Origin of the sequence: Gluconobacter vitians (assembly GCF_015244565.1) — a bacterium.
Classification (GTDB): Bacteria; Pseudomonadota; Alphaproteobacteria; order Acetobacterales; family Acetobacteraceae; genus Gluconobacter; species Gluconobacter vitians.
Map to the genome: position 1 here is coordinate 71,681 of NZ_JABCQG010000007.1, position 20,371 is coordinate 92,051.

15 protein-coding genes are annotated in these 20,371 nt (G+C 63.5%); 4 read left to right on the plus strand and 11 right to left on the minus strand.

All coding sequences use genetic code 11. The features are described 5' to 3' along the window. Window positions 1-89: 89 nt before the first annotated feature. The 6 genes from rnd to HKD24_RS07180 form a co-directional block, all read right to left on the minus strand. Window positions 90-1,280, minus strand: coding sequence for a ribonuclease D (gene rnd / locus HKD24_RS07155; RefSeq protein ID WP_194259661.1), 1,191 nt, complete (start codon window positions 1,278-1,280; stop codon window positions 90-92). Window positions 1,281-1,353: 73 nt separating this feature from the next. Next, window positions 1,354-1,680 (minus strand): thioredoxin TrxA, encoded by a 327-nt coding sequence (trxA, locus tag HKD24_RS07160; protein ID WP_011252202.1) that lies wholly within the window; start codon window positions 1,678-1,680, stop codon window positions 1,354-1,356. 84 nt (window positions 1,681-1,764) lie between these two features. After that, on the minus strand, window positions 1,765-5,340 hold the full coding sequence (gene addA, locus HKD24_RS07165; RefSeq protein WP_194259662.1) for a double-strand break repair helicase AddA: 3,576 nt from the start codon (window positions 5,338-5,340) through the stop codon (window positions 1,765-1,767). Beyond that, entirely contained in the window at window positions 5,337-8,387 is a 3,051-nt protein-coding gene (addB, locus tag HKD24_RS07170) for a double-strand break repair protein AddB (protein ID WP_194259663.1), read from the minus strand. The genes addA and addB overlap by 4 nt, the downstream gene beginning before the upstream one ends. After that, window positions 8,384-8,833 carry a tRNA (adenosine(37)-N6)-threonylcarbamoyltransferase complex ATPase subunit type 1 TsaE gene (tsaE, locus tag HKD24_RS07175; RefSeq protein ID WP_194259664.1) on the minus strand — a complete coding sequence of 150 codons (450 nt, stop codon included), beginning with the start codon at window positions 8,831-8,833 and terminating at the stop codon, window positions 8,384-8,386. Before tsaE ends, addB begins: the two co-directional genes overlap by 4 nt. 63 nt (window positions 8,834-8,896) lie before the next feature. Beyond that, window positions 8,897-9,976, minus strand: coding sequence for a glycosyltransferase family 4 protein (locus tag HKD24_RS07180; protein WP_194259665.1), 1,080 nt, complete (start codon window positions 9,974-9,976; stop codon window positions 8,897-8,899). A gap of 41 nt (window positions 9,977-10,017) precedes the next feature. On the opposite strand from HKD24_RS07180, the gene HKD24_RS07185 reads away from it, so the two are divergent. Further along, window positions 10,018-11,040, plus strand: coding sequence for an NAD(P)/FAD-dependent oxidoreductase (locus tag HKD24_RS07185; RefSeq protein WP_194259666.1), 1,023 nt, complete (start codon window positions 10,018-10,020; stop codon window positions 11,038-11,040). Window positions 11,041-11,130: 90 nt separating this feature from the next. Further along, window positions 11,131-12,387: a D-amino acid dehydrogenase gene (locus tag HKD24_RS07190; protein WP_062448300.1), complete on the plus strand. Its 1,257-nt coding sequence runs from the start codon at window positions 11,131-11,133 to the stop codon at window positions 12,385-12,387. 23 nt (window positions 12,388-12,410) lie between these two features. Here the strand turns inward: HKD24_RS07190 and HKD24_RS07195 are convergent, their stop codons facing one another. From HKD24_RS07195 to typA, 3 genes are all read right to left on the minus strand, one after another. Continuing rightward, a complete protein-coding gene (locus tag HKD24_RS07195; RefSeq protein ID WP_194259667.1) occupies window positions 12,411-14,522 on the minus strand; it encodes a tetratricopeptide repeat protein in 2,112 nt (703 codons plus the stop codon). Between the two features lie 168 nt (window positions 14,523-14,690). Continuing rightward, window positions 14,691-15,038 (minus strand): hypothetical protein, encoded by a 348-nt coding sequence (locus HKD24_RS07200; RefSeq protein ID WP_194259668.1) that lies wholly within the window; start codon window positions 15,036-15,038, stop codon window positions 14,691-14,693. 208 nt (window positions 15,039-15,246) lie between these two features. Next, entirely contained in the window at window positions 15,247-17,067 is a 1,821-nt protein-coding gene (typA, locus tag HKD24_RS07205) for a translational GTPase TypA (protein ID WP_194259669.1), read from the minus strand. Window positions 17,068-17,236: 169 nt separating this feature from the next. Here typA and queF point away from each other — a divergent pair, with 169 nt between their 5' ends. Together queF and HKD24_RS07215 are read left to right on the plus strand one after the other, a co-directional pair. After that, complete coding sequence (gene queF, locus HKD24_RS07210; RefSeq protein ID WP_062501863.1) at window positions 17,237-17,725, plus strand: preQ(1) synthase; 489 nt, start codon at window positions 17,237-17,239, stop codon at window positions 17,723-17,725. A gap of 8 nt (window positions 17,726-17,733) precedes the next feature. After that, the gene (locus HKD24_RS07215; RefSeq protein WP_194259670.1) at window positions 17,734-18,546 is read left to right on the plus strand and encodes an aminoglycoside N(3)-acetyltransferase; all 813 of its coding nucleotides are present in this window, start codon (window positions 17,734-17,736) and stop codon (window positions 18,544-18,546) included. Here HKD24_RS07215 and HKD24_RS07220 read toward each other — a convergent pair. Together HKD24_RS07220 and HKD24_RS07225 are read right to left on the minus strand one after the other, a co-directional pair. Next, window positions 18,543-19,019: a flavin reductase family protein gene (locus tag HKD24_RS07220; protein ID WP_194259671.1), complete on the minus strand. Its 477-nt coding sequence runs from the start codon at window positions 19,017-19,019 to the stop codon at window positions 18,543-18,545. The genes HKD24_RS07215 and HKD24_RS07220 overlap by 4 nt on opposite strands. 43 nt (window positions 19,020-19,062) lie before the next feature. Next, the gene (locus HKD24_RS07225) at window positions 19,063-20,328 is read right to left on the minus strand and encodes an outer membrane beta-barrel protein (RefSeq protein ID WP_194259672.1); all 1,266 of its coding nucleotides are present in this window, start codon (window positions 20,326-20,328) and stop codon (window positions 19,063-19,065) included. Window positions 20,329-20,371: the final 43 nt, after the last annotated feature.

Consider the following 20,371-nt stretch of genomic DNA (forward strand, 5'->3'; position numbering starts at 1 on the left):
GCTGTTGGTTTCCAGTCCCGGCCCACCGGACCCGGAACATCTTCGGGAGGTTTCTTACCAGAAACTCCCCGCCGCGTCGAAGCCGGTTCTTACGAGGCCGGTTCTGCGACGCGCTGTAGCTCTACAAGTCCATTCACGACAGCCAGTGCGATCTCGCCACGGACCAGCGCCTGAGCGTCCAGACCAAACAGTTCGCGCCGCCAGCCTTTCAGGGCACCGACATCGGTTTTACCCAGCGCAATCCAGTCCAGATCGTCCGAAGAGGCGACCAGACGGGGGGCAACCTTGTGCTCCTCACACTTTGCCGCCAGCAGGACCCGCAGAAGCGCCACGAGGGCCGTGGACGGCCGTGGGCGATCGGATTTTGATGGTGCTTTCGGAAGCTCGGACTCCGGGAGTTCCTGAGCAATGCTAATCGCTTCAAGCAGGCCTTTGCCCATCTTGCCCTCGGCAAAACCGCGCGTCACGCCGCGGATGCGGGAAAGGGCCTCGACCGTATCGGGATGAACGGCTGCGATTTCCAGCAGGCTTTCGTCACGGATGACGCGCTGGCGGGGAATATCGGCGTTCTGGGCTTCCTGTTCGCGCCAGGCCGTGACTTCACGCAGAATGCCAAGCATCCGGCGGTTGCTGGTGCGGGCCTTCAGCTTTTCCCACAAACGGCGGGGATCCGGGCGAAACGTCTTTTCTTCCGTCAGGACAGCCTGTTCGGCATCGGCCCAATGCAGACGTCCCTGCTCGGCAAGCTGTTTACGCAGGGCATCATAAACCGTGCGCAGATGCGTGACATCGGCAGCAGCGTAGGCGATCTGCGCCTTGCTCAGCGGACGGGCCGACCAGTCACTGAAACGGTGGGCCTTGTCGATGCTGCGACCGGTGATTGCGCCGACCAGACTGTCATAGCCGACCTGATCGCCGAACCCGGCTACCATAGCGGCAACCTGCGTATCGAAGACCGAGGCGGGAAGACGGTCAAAAATATGAAGGAAAATCTCAAGATCCTGCCGGGCGGCATGGAAGACCTTGGTGCAATCCGGTTTGGCCAGAAGGGCGCCAAGAGGTGTGAGATCGATGCCGGGCGCCAGCGTGTCGATCAGGACGACATCTTCGGTTCCGGCAAGCTGGACGAGGCAGAGCTCGGGCCAGTAGGTCCGTTCCCGGACGAATTCCGTGTCGATGGTCACGAAAGGCTCGTTCTGCAGTTTTTCGCAGATACGGGCCACCTCCTCACTGGAGGTCAGGAGAACGGGGGTCGGGAAGGTCGGAGCTTTCGAGCGCATGAAACGATCCTACACAAAGCGCAGGATCGTGACCACGCCCCCCGATCGTCCTTCCCTCACCCTTTCAGGTCGATCAGAGGGACTGGTCGATCCAGGCCTTGAGCTGGCTCTTCGGCAGCGCACCCATCTGCTGGGCGACCGGCTTGCCGTCCTTGAAGACGATCAGCGTCGGGATGCTGCGGACGCCATACTTGGTCGGCGCTTCCGGATTGGAGTCGATGTTGACCTTGGCGACCTTCAGGCGGCCCTGGTACTCGGCGCCGATTTCCTCAAGTGCCGGCGCGATCATCTTGCACGGGCCGCACCATTCCGCCCAGAAATCGACCAGAACCGGACCTTCAGACTTCAGGACGTCGGCTTCGAAGCTGCTGTCGCTGACGGCGACGGTGTTTGCGCTCATGAGGGTATTCCTTGTGGCGAATGATGTTTCTGAGAACGGATATCGGCTGCCCTGCCCCTCACTGCAAGGGGCTTTTGATCTGCATCAAGCTCCGGGACGGACCTGATCCAGTAGCGGGGACGGAAGTGTGACAACGGCCGGTCCTTCCGTCCAGACCAGAGAACAGTGAATGTCGTAGCCGGGATGAAGTTGCGCCAGCACGGCGCGATAGGCCGCCATCTGACGCAGATAGGCGACCGGCGTGCGCTCGGCCCGCAGAGGGGGATTGCGATTCGTCTTGTAGTCGCAGACCCAGATCTGCCCGTCCTCGATCCGCAAGCGATCCACCTGCCCGAGCACCACGCGGCCCACGCTAACACCGGAAATCGGTTGTTCCGCGCGGCTTCCGGGCGCAAAAAGCGGCGCAAGGTCGGGATGGGACAGCACACCCAGAACCTGCTGGGCCAGACGCTCGATTTCCGGTTCCGTCAGACCAAGCGCCCGGCGGGACAGCCAGCGTAGAGCCACGGCCTCACGCTCGGCGGGAGGAGTTTCCGGCAGAAGCTGGAGCAGACGGTGGATCATCGTGCCGCGTCGCATGGCCTGTTCGCGGACCGGTGTGGGACGGCCAGCCAGAAGCTCCAATGGCGAGCGTGCGGCCGGAAGTTCGCCGAACTCCACACCATCCGGGCGGCTGGGCGCGAGCGGACGCGTCATGGCATCTTCATGCGGCGTGATGACGGGTTTCCAGTCCGGCGCGCGTCCCATCCAGTCCGGTAACGTCGCGCAGGGCGGTTCGGCCGATCCGGGCTGGAAAGCAACAGGAGCAAGCGTCCGGGCCTCTTCCAGCACAAGCCGCTCGCCTTCCCAGCCCAGATCCATAGGTTCGGATCGCGCATGGGCCAGTTGCCGGAACCCCGCCTCACATTGCTGATACCAGCTTGTATCCGCAGGCTCGCGCTTGGCTCCGGCCCCACAGATCACCAGCCAGTCACTGGCGCGGGTCAGGGCGACGTAAAGCAGGCGATTGCTTTCGGCGCGGGCTTTTTCGGCGTCCCGTTCGGACAGGGCCGTCGTAACTTCCGTCCCCATGTCCTTTTTCGGCACCCAGAGCGGAAGTTCGAGCGCGCCCGCCTCTTCCCACAGGAAATCGCTGCCCGGCGGCGGCTTGGAGGTCGTATCCGGCATCACGACCAGACGTGCCTGAAGCCCCTTGGAGCCGTGCACGGTCATGACACGGACGGCTCCGAGGTCACTTTCAGCCTCGCGCTTGCTGGTGATCTCACTGGCTTCGAGCCAATGCAGGAAGCCCTGAAGCGATGGCGGGTGCAGCCCTTCGTAGCGCAGTGCCGCCGTCAGCAGTTCATCCACCGGTTCGGCGGCTTCCGGCCCGAGACGCCGCAGCAGCCGCGTACGGCCGCCATGCTGGCCCAGCGTCTCGGCAAGTAACCGATACGGAGACGCATAATCGACGCGCGCATAGAGCGTGGACAGCATCTCCCAGGCCGACCGCCAGTCCTCGCGCTCCCGGTGCCGTTCGCGCAGAACGGTCCAGAGCGGCTGGCCTTTCGGGCCGAGGGCATGGGCCGTGCCATTGCGGGTGGCGAGCGCCATCAGCGAGTCGTCCGTCAGCCCGCCGAGCGGGGACGTCAGGACGGAAGCGAGTGTCAGATCGTCCTGCGGCAGGAGCAGGGCCGCACAGAGCGTCATGAGATCGCGGACCGCCACCTGCTGCGTCAGCCCGACCCGGACCAAGGTCGCGACCGGGACATTGCGCGATTTCAGGGCCCGGATCAGCGAGCGCAGGAAGGGCGAGCGTCGGGGGACGAGGATCAGCACATCGCCAGCCGTCAGGAGTGCCTGTCCCGGCTGGGGTGGACGACCGATCTGCTGGTCGATCCATTCCGCAAGGGCTTCGGCGAGGCGCTGCGGCGCACTGCGCTGTCCGGTATTGGCGGATGGCGCACGCCAGGGCGTGAGGCCTTCGTCATCATCCTCGCCCTGTACCACAGGGACGAGCGGCCAGAGTTCCACGCGTCCCCCCTGCCCCGGACGGGCCGACACATGCGGGCGCAGCGTCTTTTCGTCGTCCTGAAGCAGGCCATGCGCCGCGAGAGGCTGGGAGAACACCGCATCCACGAAAGACAGGACGGGCGGGACCGAGCGGAAGGAGACGTTCAGTTCCGGATCGCGCCACAGCAGACCGGCATTGCGGACCCGGCTGGCAAATTCGTGACGCCAGCGGTGAAACTCTTCCGGCTGGGCGCCTTGGAAGCCGTAGATCGACTGCTTGTAATCGCCGACCGCGAAGATCGTGCGCGGACGCGGCCCCATGTCCCACGCGCCCTCTCCGGCGAAGAACTCGGATGTGAGCGCGCCGGCGATTTCCCATTGCAGGCCGGAATTGTCCTGCACCTCATCCAGCAGCAGATGGTCGATGCCGCCATCGAGCTTGTAGAGCACCCAGGCCGCACCAGGATCGCGCAAAAGGTTGCGGGTTTCCTGAATGAGGTCGTTGTAATCGACCAGGCCACGGGCGGACTTGCCGTCCTGAAACGCCGTCAGCATCGGCGCGGCGAGACCCAGCAGGGCGCGGTTCAGCAGGACAAGCCGGGCACTCTTGAGGCTGGCTTGAAGATCGAGAAGACGCTGCGCCTCGTCCTCCAGCAGAGGTACAATGCCCGGAACGGCTTCCTGCGCCTTCTTGGCGACGATCCGGTTCATCTGCCGTACGGTTCCCTTGTCCGTCAGCAGACATTTTGCCCAGACTGCGGGCGCACGTTCAGCCGGTTCCGTCCCGAGCCAGGCCAGCATCTGTTCAACATTGGTACGGGCCGCGGGTGTCACGAGCCCAAGCACATCCCGCAGCCCAGCCTGCAGATCATCTTCCTTCGGCGGCTGGCAGGCGAGGCTTTCAAGGTCTTCAAGGCTCTGCTGTCCGGCTTTCAGGGCCTTGCGATAGGCGCTGACAACGCTGTCCGGCAAAGTGGCCCAGCGCTCCAGCAGCGGGCGCGCACGGCTTTCCTCCATGTTCAGCGTGCGGATGCGCTGGAAAAAGCGGTCCAGTCCCACCGTTCCGGCCACATCGGCCGCAAGCTCCGGCGAACGGGCCAGTCCGTCTTCCATCGCTTCCCGCAAGGCCAATGTGGTGTCGGTGTCTTCCATCAGCGTAAAATGCGGATCAACCGAGGCTTCCAGCGGGAAACGCCGTAGCAGGGACTGGCAGAAGGCATGGATCGTCTCGATCCGCAGGCCGCCCGGCAGATCAAGCACGCACAGGAACAGGGCGCGGGCACGACGGCGGGTTTCGTCCGTGTTGGGAACGTCGAGGCTTTCGAGTTCCGCACCCAGCTTCGCATCCGGCAGCGAGACCCAGCTTCCCAGCTTCTGCTGAAGCCGGTTGGCCATCTCGGCAGCGGCGGCCTTGGTATAGGTCAGACACAGGATGCGCGAGGGATGCGCACCATCAGCCAGAATGGTGTCACCGTCCTCGGTCTGCACATAGAGCGGCAGCATGAGCCGCAGCAGGCGGTCGATCAGCAGTTTCGTCTTGCCCGAACCCGCCGAGGCGGAGACGAACACCGAAGCGCGCGGATCGGAGGCCTGACGCTGCGTGCGATCGGCGGCGGCGATGACTTCAGCGCGGGTAACGGGGTGCGTCACAGGCGGCATGTCGTTCATTCGCCCTCTCCTTCCGCATAGGCCGCGCGCCATTCATCCACGCGGGCAAGTTGGGCGTAGTCGGTGTAACGCGGGACGTGCCCGGCCCAGGGCTGGGAGCGGTAGGGCTGATCGGGATTGTCGTATTCGTCCACGAGAGTCCGGAGTTTTTCCATGGCCTCACCAATCAGGGTCGGCGCGTCCGTTCCGGAGCGTGCACCGGGCACTTCGCTTTCCTTGCCCGGATCCTCCCCGCCGGTCAGGTGCCAGTAGAGCAGCTTCTTCGTCTCAACAGCCGGAACGTCCTTGAACGCCCCTTTCGCCAGCAGAGCGCCTTCGAGCACGAGCTGGACGGACCAGCCTTCCGCAACATTCTTCCCGCTGGGGGGCTGTCCGGTCTTGTAATCGAAGACCGTTGCCAGACCATCCGCACCGATATCTATCCGGTCCGCACGGCCGCGCAGTTCGAACGGCGCGAAAGCCGCCTGAAGACGGAAAGATGCCGTGACCTCCACAAATCGCCCCTGCGCCGGGCCGCTTTCCTCCATGTCCAGACGGTAGGCAGCTTCTTTTTCCGCCACCCAGTCCGCGATCCGGGTCAGACGCGGCCCCCACCAGTTTACGAGAGCCGGACGCATATTGGCCTTCGCCAGTTCCTCGGCAAAAACGCGACGCAGGATGGCGCTCGCATTGGCGGGCCAGCGCTCGGGGAAGTCGCTCAGGACGCGTTCCATCGCATCATGCACGATCATACCGAAATCAGCGTGTTCCGCGCCTTCCTCCAGCGGCTTGAGCGCGCGGAGCTTCAGGACATGCTTGGCATAGATCGCATACGGATCGTGCATCCAGGTCTCGATCTCGGTGATGCTGAGACCGCGTGGACGCAGGGCGACGGGCGGCCGCGGTTCGGGCGGCGCGACAGCTTCGGCGCCTGCGAGCGGCTGGTCCAGACAGCGCTGCCAGTCCAGAGCGGGATGCAGCGGCAGGCTCTGGGAGCGGCCGCCAAGAAATGCATCCATCCGCACCATCCAGCGCGCAGGAACGCCGGGCGCGCCCTCACGCCGGGCCGAACTGGCGAACACGGCTTCCTTCGACGCCAGAATGGTCGAAACGAAATCATGCGCGCTCACACCCGTCTGCCGTTCCGGAGACGGCAGCCCGACCCGTACGCGCATCGGACGGCTCAGCCACGGTCCCGGATCGGTCGCAGGCGGCCAGACGCCTTCGTTCAGTCCACCCAGCACCACGACATCGAATGCCAGAAGCCGCGCTTCCAGCACACCGAGGATCGAAACACGCGGATGCGCCAGTTCCACGCCCCCGCGATGCGCGCGCAGACCGGTCAGCATCTGCCCGGCCATGGACGTATTGAGGAACGAATCCAGATGCGTCAGCCGCTGCGGCGGCAGGATGCCCGTATTGACGATCAGCGCCGCCAGATGGCGCGACAGAGCCTCGCCGTCCTCACCCAGCCACAGACGCGCACCCGGATGGCGCGGTTCGTCTTCCGGTGTATCCAGCTCTTCTGCCGTGGCGGCCAGAGCTTCCGCCGTATGGATCAGGCGTTCAAGCAGTTCCGGCAGGGGGATGGCGCCTTCGATGGACAGGAGCGGATCAAAGGCCTGCTCGATGCGTGCGATGAAGGCGGCGGGACCTTCCGGCTCGTCGGGAGCATCCGCACTGGCGCCGTGATCGGGGGCATGTTTCTTCTGGGTGTAGTCGTGCAGCGCGGCTTTTAGGCCCACGATGCCCGGCGCAGGAGCAGGCCCACGCAGCAACAACCGTTCCAGCCGCCGGGCGGAGGCATGACAATCACCCGGCGTGCGGCCCAACGAGGCGAGCGGATGTTTCAGAACGGACAGAAGCGCCACCGGGGACAGACGCGCCTCGGCGGCAGTCGCGATTAGGCGCAGGAACACGGCGGCCGGAGTCTGGGACAGGGACTCGCCCGCACTGTCATCGGCATAGATGCCAAAACGCAGAAGCTCGGTGCCCACACGCTGCGCCAGAGCGCGATCCGGCGTGACGAGCGCGCAGGTTTTCCCGGCTTCGGAGACGACATCGCGCAGGATCAGGGCAATGGCCTGCGCTTCCTGCTGCTGGTCCTGCGCGGGCAGGATGGAGAGGCCATCGATATCACGAGGACGACTGTCCTGCCCCCAGTGCTCGATCCCGTGTTCCGGCAGCAGGACTTCGCGCAACATCAGTTCGCGCCCGCGATCCCTGCCACCATCCCAGTCCGTCAGTTCCTCGCGGGAGAGGTCCAGATCCGTCAGGATTTCCTTCAAACCGGCCTGCGGATGCGATGGCGGCAGATCGGCCCAGATTTCGTCCGCCATCCCCAGATCCACGCCCGGCAGAATCACAAGGCCGGCGGGAAGCCGCGCCACCACGGCCAGCACATCCGACACCGCCGCAGACCCATCCGCGAAACCCACACCCCAGACTGGCGTCAGCGGCGGCTTTTCCGCCCAAGTCTGCGCCTGTGCTTTCAACCGCGCGATCTGCCGCGCGACGGGGTTGGAGAGCCCCTCTTCCTCCAGCCATTTCGGCCAGACAGCAGTCACGATTTCTAGAAATTTCAGCGTCTGCTGCCAGTGATCAGAGAAGCGCTCTTCCACCGCGTCCGGCAGACGTTCAGCCAGATCGACACCGCTGCGCTCGGCCTCGTCCATCAGGTCCGCCAGCGCTTTGGCGAGCGGCCAGGCGCGGTCGATCCCCTTGGTGCTGTCCACGCCCACACTCACGAGCGGCGTCTGAAGGATCAGCATCGAGAGCACAGCCAGACGCCGCTGCGGCTCCACGGCGGGCGGCAGAACAACGTCGATCCCGATGGACGCCAGCGCATCCTCGTCCACGTCATTAATCGCCACGATGCGCGGCAGGAGTGCGGCCTGTGTATCCAGAACCCGCAGGAAGGCTTCCATCAGCGCACGGCCGGCGCGACGGCTGGGAACGAGGATCAGACCAGGACCATCCGTTCCGGCTGCCGGGTCCCGCTCAAGCCATTCCTGCGCCACACGGTCCAGAAACGGCTCCGTGCCCGCAATGGTGACGACGCCGCTCATGGGTTCAGTCCTGCCAGACGCTCTTCAGGCCAGCCCGTCAGTTCCACGAGGCGGGAGGCCTCGGTGTCTCCGGGGGCGAAGGTGAGATGCAACGCACCCTCGGGCAGCAGGTCCCCGGCCCGTTCCGGCCATTCAACCAGCATGATGCCCTCGCACGCCTCATCCCAGGCCAGTTCATACAGCGCATCCGGCCCGTCCAGACGCCAGAGGTCATAGTGATGCACCGCCCCTTTCGGTGTCTCGTAAGGCTGGACGAGCGCGAAGCTGGGACTGGGTACTTCCATTTGTGGGTCCTGAGCCAGATAGCGCAGGAACGCCCGGGCGAACGTGCTTTTCCCGGCTCCAAGTCCACCCGAAAGCGCGAGGCAGTCTCCGGGCGCGCAGCGATCGGCGATCAGGGCCGCCAGAGTTTCGGTTGCAAGCTGGTCATCGAGGCGTATCTGCATGAGCCCCAATGTGGCCCGACTGCCCGGAGCCAGCAAGCACGTTTGGGGAACATCCGTGCCCGTTCAGCCGGATGTGTGCTGAAGAAGTGTCTTCCACCGCGCCATGATCGGGCCTTCCTGAAATTCCGCCGCCCGCTGCCGCGCCTTGGCCGACATGCGCTGGCGCTGTTCAGGAGCGCCCATCAGTTCCAGCAGGGCAACGGCCAGCGCCTCGGGCTCTTCAGGCGGAACCAGAGACCCGGTCTCGCCATCGCGCACGATTTCCGCCGGGCCGGTCTCACAGTCGAACGCCACGACTGGCACGCCCGCCGCCATGGCTTCGAGCAGCACCATCGGCAGACCCTCATAACGCGATGATGCTACAAAAAGCGCGGCCCGGGCGTAATCGGCATCGATGCCCCCGGTTGCGGGCGCGATCGTCACATGATGCAGCCCCTGTGCCTGCTGAAGCAGGGCACCGCGATCGGGGCCATCGCCGCGGATCAGCAATTCCCAGCCCGCGCTCCGCGGGTCCTGCTCGACGATCCGCCAGGCCCGGAGCAGCAGGTCGTAGCCCTTCTGCTCGGTCAGGCGTCCCGCCGCCAGAACCAGCCGGGACGCTTCCGGATAGGGCCTGTCCGTCACGGGGGGAGCTATGTTCGGAATGGCGGTCAGACGCGCCCGAACCGTCGTCCCCTCACGCCACAGAACCCTGTCCCGCTGCGTCAGGACAACGACATCGTCGGCCCATCGCGCAGCAATCTGTCGGCCCCAGACGCGCTTGCGACGGTTCAGCGTCACGTTGAAGTTGAAATGCTCCCACACGACACAGCGCACGCCCGCAAGCCGTGCCGCTGCCACGCCATAAAGTGCATGGGTGGACTCCACGACCACCAGCGTGTCGATCTTTTCCCGTTTCAGCAGCCGCGACAGCCGCCAGACAATGCGGAACCAGGAATTGAAAATCTTCACCGGCCGGTCGAACAGAGAGGAGACGGCGATTTCCGGCGACAGCGGAAAGGCCGGAGCCCCTGCCCCGACCAACTCCACCAGACGCACCTCACAGCCCTGACGCACCAGTCCGTTCATGACGGCGCAGGCCGAGCGCTCGGTCCCGCCGAGGCCTTTGAGGTCCTGAATTACAAACGCATATCGTGCCTTCAATGCCCTACCCCAACCTCTTCAAACCGATTATGAAACAGGTCATGACGACTGCACCTCAAACCCTCAACACCGATGTCGCGATTGTCGGCGCCGGTCCGACCGCCCTCTTCGCCGCATTCGAATGTGGCATGCTCAAGCTGTCCTGCGTCCTGATCGACGCGCTCGACAGCGTAGGCGGACAATGTGCAGCGCTCTACCCGGAAAAACCGATCTACGACATCCCGGCCCATCCCGCCATCGAAGGCGGCGCGCTGATCGAGGCGCTCGAACAGCAGATTGCACCGTTCGACGTGCCGCGCCTGCTGGGCTCGCGGGTCGAAACGCTGGAAGGCCAGCGCGGGGCGTTCACGCTGAAGACCGCACGCGGCGACGTCATCACCGCAAAGGCCGTCATCATCGCAGCAGGTGCCGGTGCCTTCGGGCCGAACCGTCCGCCGCTCGACGGGCTTGAAGCCTATGAGCGCACGGGGGCCGTGCAGTATTACGTCAAGAAACGCGTCGATTTTGCGGACAAGCGCGTCGTGGTCGCAGGTGGTGGCGATTCCGCGCTGGACTGGGCACTGTCCCTCTCCGAAGTGGCGGCGCAGGTCTATCTGCTGCATCGCCGGGACCGTTTCCGTGGCGCGCCCGAGACGCTTTCGCGCATCGAACAGCAGATTGCGGCCGGCAAGATCGAGAAGGTCGTGCCCTATCAGCTTCACGCACTGCACGGCACGGACGGCGTGCTTTCGACCGTGGAAGTCACGACGCTTGAAGGCACGTCCCGGCATATCGAGGCCGATGCGCTTCTGCCGTTCTATGGCCTGTCCACCGATCTGGGGCCGATTGCGCTCTGGGGGCTGGACACGCATCGCAACACCGTCCCCGTCACCCCGGCCACGCTCGAAAGCAGCACACCGGGCATTTTCGCGATCGGGGATGTGGCGACCTATCCGGGCAAGCTGAAGCTGATCCTTCAGGGCTTCTCCGAAGGCGCCATGGCGGCCCATGCCATCCATGCCATCGTCCATCCCGACACGGCCCTGCATTTCGAGTACTCGACCAGCAAGGGCGTGCCGGGCTGACGGAGCAGGGCAGACAGGTTTTTTCGCAGCGCTGAGCTGGCTTTCATGGCTTCAGGGCGGTTTCACGAACGACAACACAGCAGGACAGATATGAAAGTCATCGTTATGGGCGCCGGCGTCATCGGCGTAACAACGGCCTGGTATCTCGCTCAGGAAGGCCACGAAGTCGAAGTCATCGACCGCCAGCCAGGTGTGGGTCTGGAAACATCCTTTGCCAATGCGGGTCAGGTTTCTCCGGGCTATTCGACCCCCTGGGCCATGCCGGGACTGCCGTTCAAGGCCGCGAAGTGGATGTTCGAGAAGCACAGCCCGCTCGTGATCCGTCCGCGCTTTGATACGGCCATGTTCCGCTTCATGGGCGAACTGCTCATGAACTGCACGGAAAAGGCCTATGACATCAACAAGGGCCGGATGCTGCGGATCGCGGAATATGCGCGTGACCGTCTGGATACCCTGCGCGCTGACACCGGCATCACCTATGATGGTGCACAGAAGGGTCTGATCCAGCTGTTCCGCACCGACAGCCAGATTGAATACGCTGCCGAAGACATGCGCCTGCTGGCTGAAAGCGGCGTCGAGCACAAGCTGCTGACCGTGGACGAAATCCTCGCCCGCGAGCCCGGCCTCGCCCATGCGCGGCACCTGCTCAAGGGTGGCCTGCTGCTGCCGGGTGACCAGACGGGCGATGCGCATCTTTTCACGCGCCGTCTGGCCAAGATGGCCGAGGAGAAGGGCGTGAAGTTCCATCTCGGCGTCAATATCGAGGCTCTGGAAGCTGCCAGCGATGCCATCGTCAGCATCCGTACCAGCGCCGGCCGCATGACCGCCGACCGCTATGTTCTGGCGCTCGGCAGCTATTCGCCGCGCTTCCTCAAGCCGCTGGAACTGCGTCTGCCGATCTATCCGGTCAAGGGTTACTCCCTGACCATGCCGATCACGGATGAAAGCCGCGCCCCTGTCTCGACGGTCAATGACGAGACGTACAAGGTCGCCATCACACGCCTTGGCGACCGCATCCGCATCGGTGGCACGGCGGAGCTGAACGGCTTTAACCTGCGCCTCAGCCCGGACCGTCGCGAGACGCTGGAGCTGTCCTTCAGCGAAATGTATGGCGGCGGCGACCTGTCGTCTGCGAAATACTGGACGGGTCTGCGCCCCTGCACGCCGGACGGCACACCGATCGTCGGTCCCTCCCCGCGTTACGGCAATCTGTGGCTCAATACCGGCCACGGAACGCTGGGCTGGACGATGGCGGCAGGCTCCGGCCAGATCGTCGCGGACCAGATCTCCAGCCGCCAGACGGCCATTCCGTCCCTCGACCTGTCGCTGGACCGCTACGGCGTCTGAGATACGCTCCCGTCCGTTGGTTTTTACGGACGGGAAAGGAACGCCCGGACATCCTGCATCGAGACAGTTCCGTCCCGGCGCAGGAGTTCGTCCTTGCCGCCCACATGATGCGGCATGACCATCAGCGGCGTGCCTTCATCCATGAAACGGATCCGCAGATCGTTCCAGCGCGGCGCCACGAACCGCCGGAAAGACTGGACGAGCGCACACTGGTCGATGCACCAGTTCGTCGGATTCGCCGGGTCGTACGCGACCTGAAGATAGTCATGCAGGAACGCCGCAATCTCCGGCAGCCTGTCCGCCTCCCCGAACCATGAAATCCCGGCCCCAAACCCCCAGGGCTCGCCGAAAGTCTGGCGTCCTTCATGGTTGTAGGCATAAAGCCGGAAACCGTAATCGGCGGTGTTCCTGAGATCATCGAACAGCGTCAGGAAATCATCGAGAAAATAGCCGTCACAATCGGCGGTAATGACCGGGCAGGCATAGCGCCGCACCACTTCGGGCAGCATCAGATAGCGGATCGCCGTATAGGTCGCGGCATCGCGCCATGTCAGGCGGCCATGAGCCAGGGTAACATCGAGGCCGAAATCCTTTTGCGACACGGCCTCGATCAGCTCGCGCATGAACACAAGCTGCTCCGGTGTGGGGCTGTCGATCCCCAGACACAGCCGGATCCGGAAGGACGGGTCCGGACGGGCGGCACAAAGCTTCAGCAGTGACAGCAGCAGCTTTGGCAGGAAACGGAAATACCCGGCGTCGCATCCGAAAACGAGACTGAGCGCGGGAGACCGGCCATCCGGAGCAGTGCTGGATTCCCAGTGCCATGTCCCCATCCCCAGACGGTCTGAAACGGGTGCCGGTACTCCATGACGCGCAGCCCCCCCCAGCCATGAAAACACACCGCAGTTGTAATGGATCGGCATGAGACCAGTCCGGATGGCGAGGGTCTTTGCCGCCGCATAATGCTGATCCGCGGCATCCGTCTCCCCTGCGAGCCAGAACTGATGCCCCCTGCACAACGCGTTCCAGTAATTGTCACCATTGAAGCGCCGGTCCAGCAATAACAGGGCTTCCCGGGCATCCATCGCCAGACGCAGGGACGCATCCTCAAAGCGATGGCCATAGGACTGCCGGATGTCCTGTCCATCCTTTTCCGAAAGCGGCATGGGCATCAGAACCCGGTCGAACAGTTCGTCGAAAGGCGCGAGAAGAAGGTGACGCAGTCTGTCCGGCAAAAGGAAAAGGGCGTTTTCACCGTGTCTCAGACGATGGTCGAGGTCCTGTGTCCGCTGCAGGACATTGCTGTCGGTGAAACGCCTGAGCAAAGCGTCGCGCAGCAGGTCGGCGGCCTGCTGGTGATGGCCGCAGCGCATTGCGAGAATAGCCGAGAAATACAGCATGTCCGGACCATCATCGGCCCGACGCGCCAGCTCCAGCGCACGCTCCGCCAACGCCAGCTCGCCACAATCCACACAGATCAGCGCCAGATATCGCAGACGGGACAGATCTTCCGGATAGAGGGCAACCTTGAAGGCTTCGGACTGAAGACCCGCATAGGAATCCCGGATACGGATTGCAGGCTCGGGATCTCTGCGCCGTACAATGCGTCGCACCTCGTCCAGAAGAGCCTGCAGCGCAGGGGATGGACACGGATCGAGTTCCACAGAAACTCCTTGCCTGTCCGACACAAGAACAGACCCGTCTTCGCGTGACTGGATATCAAGACGTTCCAAGGGAACGGACAGCTCACCGATCCGCAACTCGAGGTCCTGTATTACGGGTCGCACGGACACAAAGGCCGGACCGGCAACATGCCAGGGACGTGAGATCAGCCGTTGCAGTGCAGGAAGCCAGGCTATCGGCAGGGCGATAAACTGCTCCCATGCCTGAATCTGCGATGCGGTTCCAAATCTGCAATCCGGGGCTGCGGTCAGAAAAAGAGGCCCCGCACGCAAAGCATAGACAGGCCGGGCGAGCGAGGGCTCAACCGGCACGATATCGAACAGCCCGTCATCCGCGGCGGGTGAAACGGGTTCCGCTCTTCCCGCAATCACATCGGACAGGGAAGCCAGATACAGCGCCAGTCCGCGCCGTGCGATAATGGAGCCGTGCCAGCTCAGAAGACAGGATGTCATGCCATCAGCGTAGTGAGAGCCATCAATGCACGCAAATGATTGCATCGTGACGTCACGGGCCAGCAGCCAGAGCGCGTAAGATCAGCGGCTGCACAAAAAAAACGGGGCCTGCGTGAGCAGACCCCGTTCCGTATTCCGTAGCTCTGCGAGAGAGCTGCGGGCCGGTCCTCAGTTGGAAGGAGCGGCGTCGGACGTCGTGGCATCCGTCGGAGCGGACGTCTTCTTGTGGTGCTTGTGCTTGTGGTGGTGCTTCTTGCCGTGATGCTTCTTTGTGCTCGTGCCCGTAGCGTCGGACTCAGCGGAAGGCGCAGCCGGAGCAGCTTCGGAAGGCGTTGCCGTTGCAGGAGCCGTAGCAGCAGGAGCTTCAGCCGGCGGAACAGCAGCGGCCGTCGTGGCAGGGTCGGCGAATGCCGGAGCAGCCGTCAGGGCCAGGGCGGAGACGGCGGCGATCAGGGAACGGTTGAAAAGACGCATCTGGAAACGAAGCTCCAAAACAGAATAGAGACGGGTCAGCATTCAGTAATCCTGAAGTGACCTTGAAGCTGAAGATACCATTCCCGCTTTGCCGGGTCGCGCATTAACTTTATGAAATTTCAGTCTCTTGTCCGTGTCTTGCGAAAACGCGCCTCAATTCAGACAAACTCTATTGCACGACCATAAAAAAGGCGCGCCCGGAAGATCCGGGACACGCCTTTTTTCTAACCGCTATCCTCGGAAGGACGGATCAGGCCTCGCGGGACTTGGAGGCACGCTTGCGCTCGTGCGGATCCAGGTAACGCTTGCGGATGCGGATGGCAGACGGCGTGACTTCGACCAGTTCATCGTCCTCGATATAGGCGATGGCCTGCTCGAGGCTCATGCGGCGCGGCGGCGTCAGAAGCAGGGCCTCGTCCTTGCCGGAAGCACGCATGTTGGTCAGCTTCTTTTCGCGGACCGCATTGACGTCCAGATCATTCTCGCGCGAGTGCTCGCCGAGGATCATGCCCGTGTAGATCTTCTCGCCGGCATCGACGAACATCGTGCCGCGATCCTGTAGGGAGAACAGCGCGTACTGCGTCGTCGTGCCGTCTTCAGCGGAGATCAGCGAACCGTTGCGACGGCCTTCGATCGGGCCGACATACGGCAGATAGCCGTGGAACAGACGGTTCATGAGGCCCGTACCGCGCGTGTCGGTCAGGAACTCGCCGTGATAGCCGATCAGGCCACGCGACGGGATCAGGAACGTCAGACGGACCTTCCCGCCACCGGAAGGACGCATGTCCTGCATGACGCCCTTACGCAGGGACATCTTCTCGACAACAACGCCGGAATACGGCTCGTCCACGTCCACCAGGACTTCTTCAAACGGCTCTTCGCGTTCGCCGGTCTCTTCGTTTTCACGGAAGAGAACGCGCGGACGGCCGATCGTCAGTTCGAAGCCTTCGCGACGCATCGTCTCGATGAGCACGCCAAGCTGGAGTTCGCCACGGCCGGCAACTTCGAACGCTTCGCTTTCCGGGCTTTCCGTCACCTTGATGGCCACGTTGCCTTCGGTTTCCTTGAAGAGACGGTCACGGATCTGGCGCGACGTCACCTTCTTGCCTTCACGACCGCCCAGCGGGCCATCGTTGATGCGAAAGGTCATGGACAGGGTCGGCGGATCGACCGGACGCGACGGCAGGGGCGCCTCGACGGACGGATCAGCGATCGTGTCAGGGATCGTGGCTTCGGACAGGCCGGCCACGGCCACGATGTCACCGGCTTCGGCTTCGTCCACGGGCACGCGGTCCAGGCCACGGAAGGAGAGCAGCTTCGTCAGACGGCCGGTCTCGACAACCGTGCCATCCGGACGCAGCACGCGCACCGGCATGTTCACCTTCGCACGGCCCTGATCGATACGACCCGTCAGGATACGGCCCAGGAAGTTGTCGCTCTCGAGAATGGTGGAGACCATTCCGAACGGCGCGTCCTTGTCCACGTTCGGCGTCGGCACATGGCGCAGCACCAGGTCGAACAGCGGGGCCAGATCCTTCTTCGGTCCGTCCAGCTCCAGATCGGCCCAGCCCTGACGGCCCGAAGCGTAGAGCATCGGGAAGTCGAGCTGGAACTCGTCGGCGCCGAGGGAAGCGAACAGGTCGAAGATTTCTTCGTGCACTTCGTCCGGACGGGCGTCGGAACGGTCGATCTTGTTGACGACGACGATCGGACGGATGCCACGGGCCAGCGCCTTGCCAAGCACGAACTTGGTCTGCGGCAGTGCGCCTTCAGCAGCATCGACGAGGATGATCGCGCCATCCACCATGCTCAGGATACGCTCGACCTCACCACCGAAATCGGCGTGGCCCGGGGTATCGATGATGTTGATGCGCGTGTCTTTCCAGACGACGGACGTGCACTTGGCGAGAATGGTGATGCCACGCTCGCGCTCGAGGTCGTTGCTGTCCATCGCGCGGTCGGCAACGTGCTGGTTGTCGCGGAAAGAACCGGACTGTTTGAGAAGCGCGTCAACCAGCGTGGTTTTGCCATGATCGACGTGCGCGATGATGGCGATATTACGGAGTTCCATGTGGTCTTCCAGACGGGAGGCATCGAAGAGAGGATTTGCGCCGTCTTCTGCACCGAATCCCGCCAATATGCAAACTCTGTCACTGTCTTTTCGTCCTGAAGATGCCTTGAGCCTGCGGGAAAGCTGGGCCACATCACACAAAACACGGCCCCTTTGAGGAATTCAGATCATGTCCGACCACCAGCCCACTGGCCCGTCCGCACCCGGCACCGACGCCCTCAGCCAGCTCGGCCGCGCCACCACCACGCCGCAGAGTCCCGAGGAAGCCGTCCTCGAGCGCGTCCCTTCCCCGCATCAGGGGCGGCAGTATGTCGTGCGCTTCACGGCACCAGAATTCACCTCGCTCTGCCCGGTCACGGGACAGCCGGATTTCGCGCATATCGTCATCGATTACATCCCCGGCGAATGGATCGTGGAGAGCAAGTCCCTCAAGCTCTTCCTGACCAGCTTCCGCAATCATGGCGCGTTCCATGAGGACTGCTCCATCGCCATCGCTGAACGTCTGGTCGCCCTGCTCGACCCGCAATGGCTGCGCATTGGCGCCTATTGGTATCCGCGTGGCGGCATTCCGATTGACGTGTTCTGGCAGACGGGCGAGCCGCCGAAGGGCGTGTGGATTCCCGCGCAGGACGTCCCTGGCTATCGCGGCCGCGGCTGAACCCGTCCATGACCGAAGCCGCCGCCATCGCCCGCTCCAGCGGGCCCGTCACGCAGGCCCGACTTGTGGTGGATTTCCAGCGTCTCGGGATCACGCCCGGCATGACGCTGCTGGTCCATGCGTCGCTGAGCCGGATCGGATGGGTCTGCGGCGGGGCGCCAGCAGTAATTTCGGCCCTGCTTCAGGCGGTCGGGCCGGAGGGCACGATCGTCATGCCCGCGCAGTCTTCCGCACTGAGCGATCCGTCAGGCTGGTGCGATCAGCCGGTCCCGGAAAGCTGGTGGGAAACGATCCGCGCGACCATGCCGCCCTATGATCCGCGCCTGACGCCGACACGCGGCGTAGGACAGATCGCTGAAACCTTCAGGACATGGCCCGGCGTGCAGCGCAGTCTGCACCCGCAGGTCTCGTTCAGTGCATTCGGACCGCAGGCAGCGGATATTCTGGCGCGTCAGCCGATGGAAGATCCGTTCGGCGCACAGTCCCCGCTCGCTGCCCTGTTGGACAGGGATGCGCAGGTGCTGATGATCGGAACGGGGTGGGAAACCTGCACGGCGCTGCATCTGGCCGAGCGGCTTGCCCGGCCGGACGGCCCGACCTTTCAGGACGGAACCTGCATCACCGTGGAGGGAGAGCGCCGGTGGGTCCGGCTGTGTCTGCCCGTGACGGACATAGAGCGTTTTCAGCCTTTTGGCGCCACGCTGGATGGCAATGCCTTGCTCCGGCATGGCCATGTCGGCTCGGCGCCCTCACGCCTCTTCCCGCTTGCGCCAGCCATCCGGATGGCCACGGAGCGCTGGACGGGGAGCGAAGCGGCTTAAAGGCTGATCCCGAGCTGCCCCTGGAAATACAGCAGGGGCGCGCGGTTTTCGTCGAGTTCCAGATCAACGGGCCGCGCCATGAAAAGGGCATGGGTGCCGCCCTGGAATGTCTCGACCAGTTCGCAGTGCATCTTGACCAGTGAATCCCGCACAAAGGCTGTGCCATCCGCCGCACGTTCGATCACGTCCGAACCGAACTTGTCGGCCGTACGGCTTGCAAACAGCATCGCCACGTCCTTGTGGTCGTTGCCCAGAATGCTAAGTCCGAACACCCCGGCTTCCGCAATTGCGCGATAGGTTGCACTGGCACGGTTGAGGCAGATCAGCAGCAGGAGCGGATCGAGGGAGACGGAGGTCAGGGCGCTGATGGTCGCGCCCTGCTCGCCTTCGCTGCCTTTGGCCGTCACCACGGCCACACCCGTGGCGAAGTGGGACATGGCCTTGCGGAAATCGGTTTCGTTCGGAGTCGTCATGAAGACTTCCTTGCCATAATCCGCAGGCCAGCGCACCTCCCCTTCAGAAGCCCAGCGTCATGTCCGCGCCAAACAGGATGCGCCCCATATGGTGCTGGTCATCGAACGGGCGGGTGCTGTTGAGCGAGCGGTCAAAACGCAGTTCCGGCCGGAACTGGAGCAGCTTGACGTGATGCCCCACATCCGGCCGCCAGACCGTGTTCAACGTCAGGGCGCCATACGTCGTGGCAGGCGCGGATTCCGAGCGCGTCGGATTGCCGAGCATGGCCTGTGCATACCCCTCGTTCTCGGCGAAACTGGCCACAAAACTCCCGGTATTGTCCCGGTACAGTTCGGCGCGTGCATTGACCGTCAGATTGGGATGAATGTGCCACCCGCCCCAGACGACCGCACTCCACGTATCGGCGCGCAGTCCTTCATCGTGAAGCTGGTTCAGCTCCGCCGTGACGCTCCATTTCTTCGAAAACGTCCAGGTCCCGTTCAGATCGTTCCAGTACCGCATGGCACCATTGGCCCGCGGCCCAAGCGAGCGTACGGCATTTTCCGGTCCGACCCGCAGCAGATAGGTGAAAGACAGATGCCCGTCCGCCAGATTGTTGCCCGTGACACCGATATAGCCGGCAGGACGGCCATTATTGTCGCCGCGTCCGAAAGACGTCTGGTTGCCGGTATCCGCGCCGAACTGAAGATCGAAATGATCGTCCAGATGGAGCTGGAACATGCCGCCCACATGCTCGAACGGCGTGGAATATTCGGTCGTATAGGCCAGCGTATAGAAAGCGCGAGTGGAGGGATCGAGCGTTTCCACGCCCATGGGGGACGTCAGGATACCGATCTGCCCGTCCAGCCCTTTGGCCGTGAACCAGGGCATATGGATCGCGACATTGGCGAAGACTGGCATGGCCTGATAGCGGCCATTGATCCAGCGGTCGGAAACACCGGCGATCGTATAGCTGCGGGCGTCGGAGCCATAGAGCATCCGCAGGTTCATCCCCAGACCATACCCGCCGCCGATCGGATCGACCGGTTTTGTGAACGTGAAGGTCAGCTGGTTCAGCGTCGCCTGATCGGCGTAAGGCGAGAGAAGCTGGCCGAAATTTAGGTTGCTGGCGGGGTGGCTGGAACTGCCCATCACGCCACCTTCAATCTGCGCGCCAAAGGAAACGTCAGAAAACCACTGATCCGTCCAGGCCTTGCCCTGTCCGGTCGCGGTCTGCTCTCCCACGGTCTGGGCGCTGGCAGCGGTGCCTCCGAGCCCTGCAAAAACTGCCAGTATCGCCCCAAAACCCAGACTGAAACGCTGCCTCATGCCATCCACCTTCCGGTTGCATGAGGCAGCCCATAGCACAGGC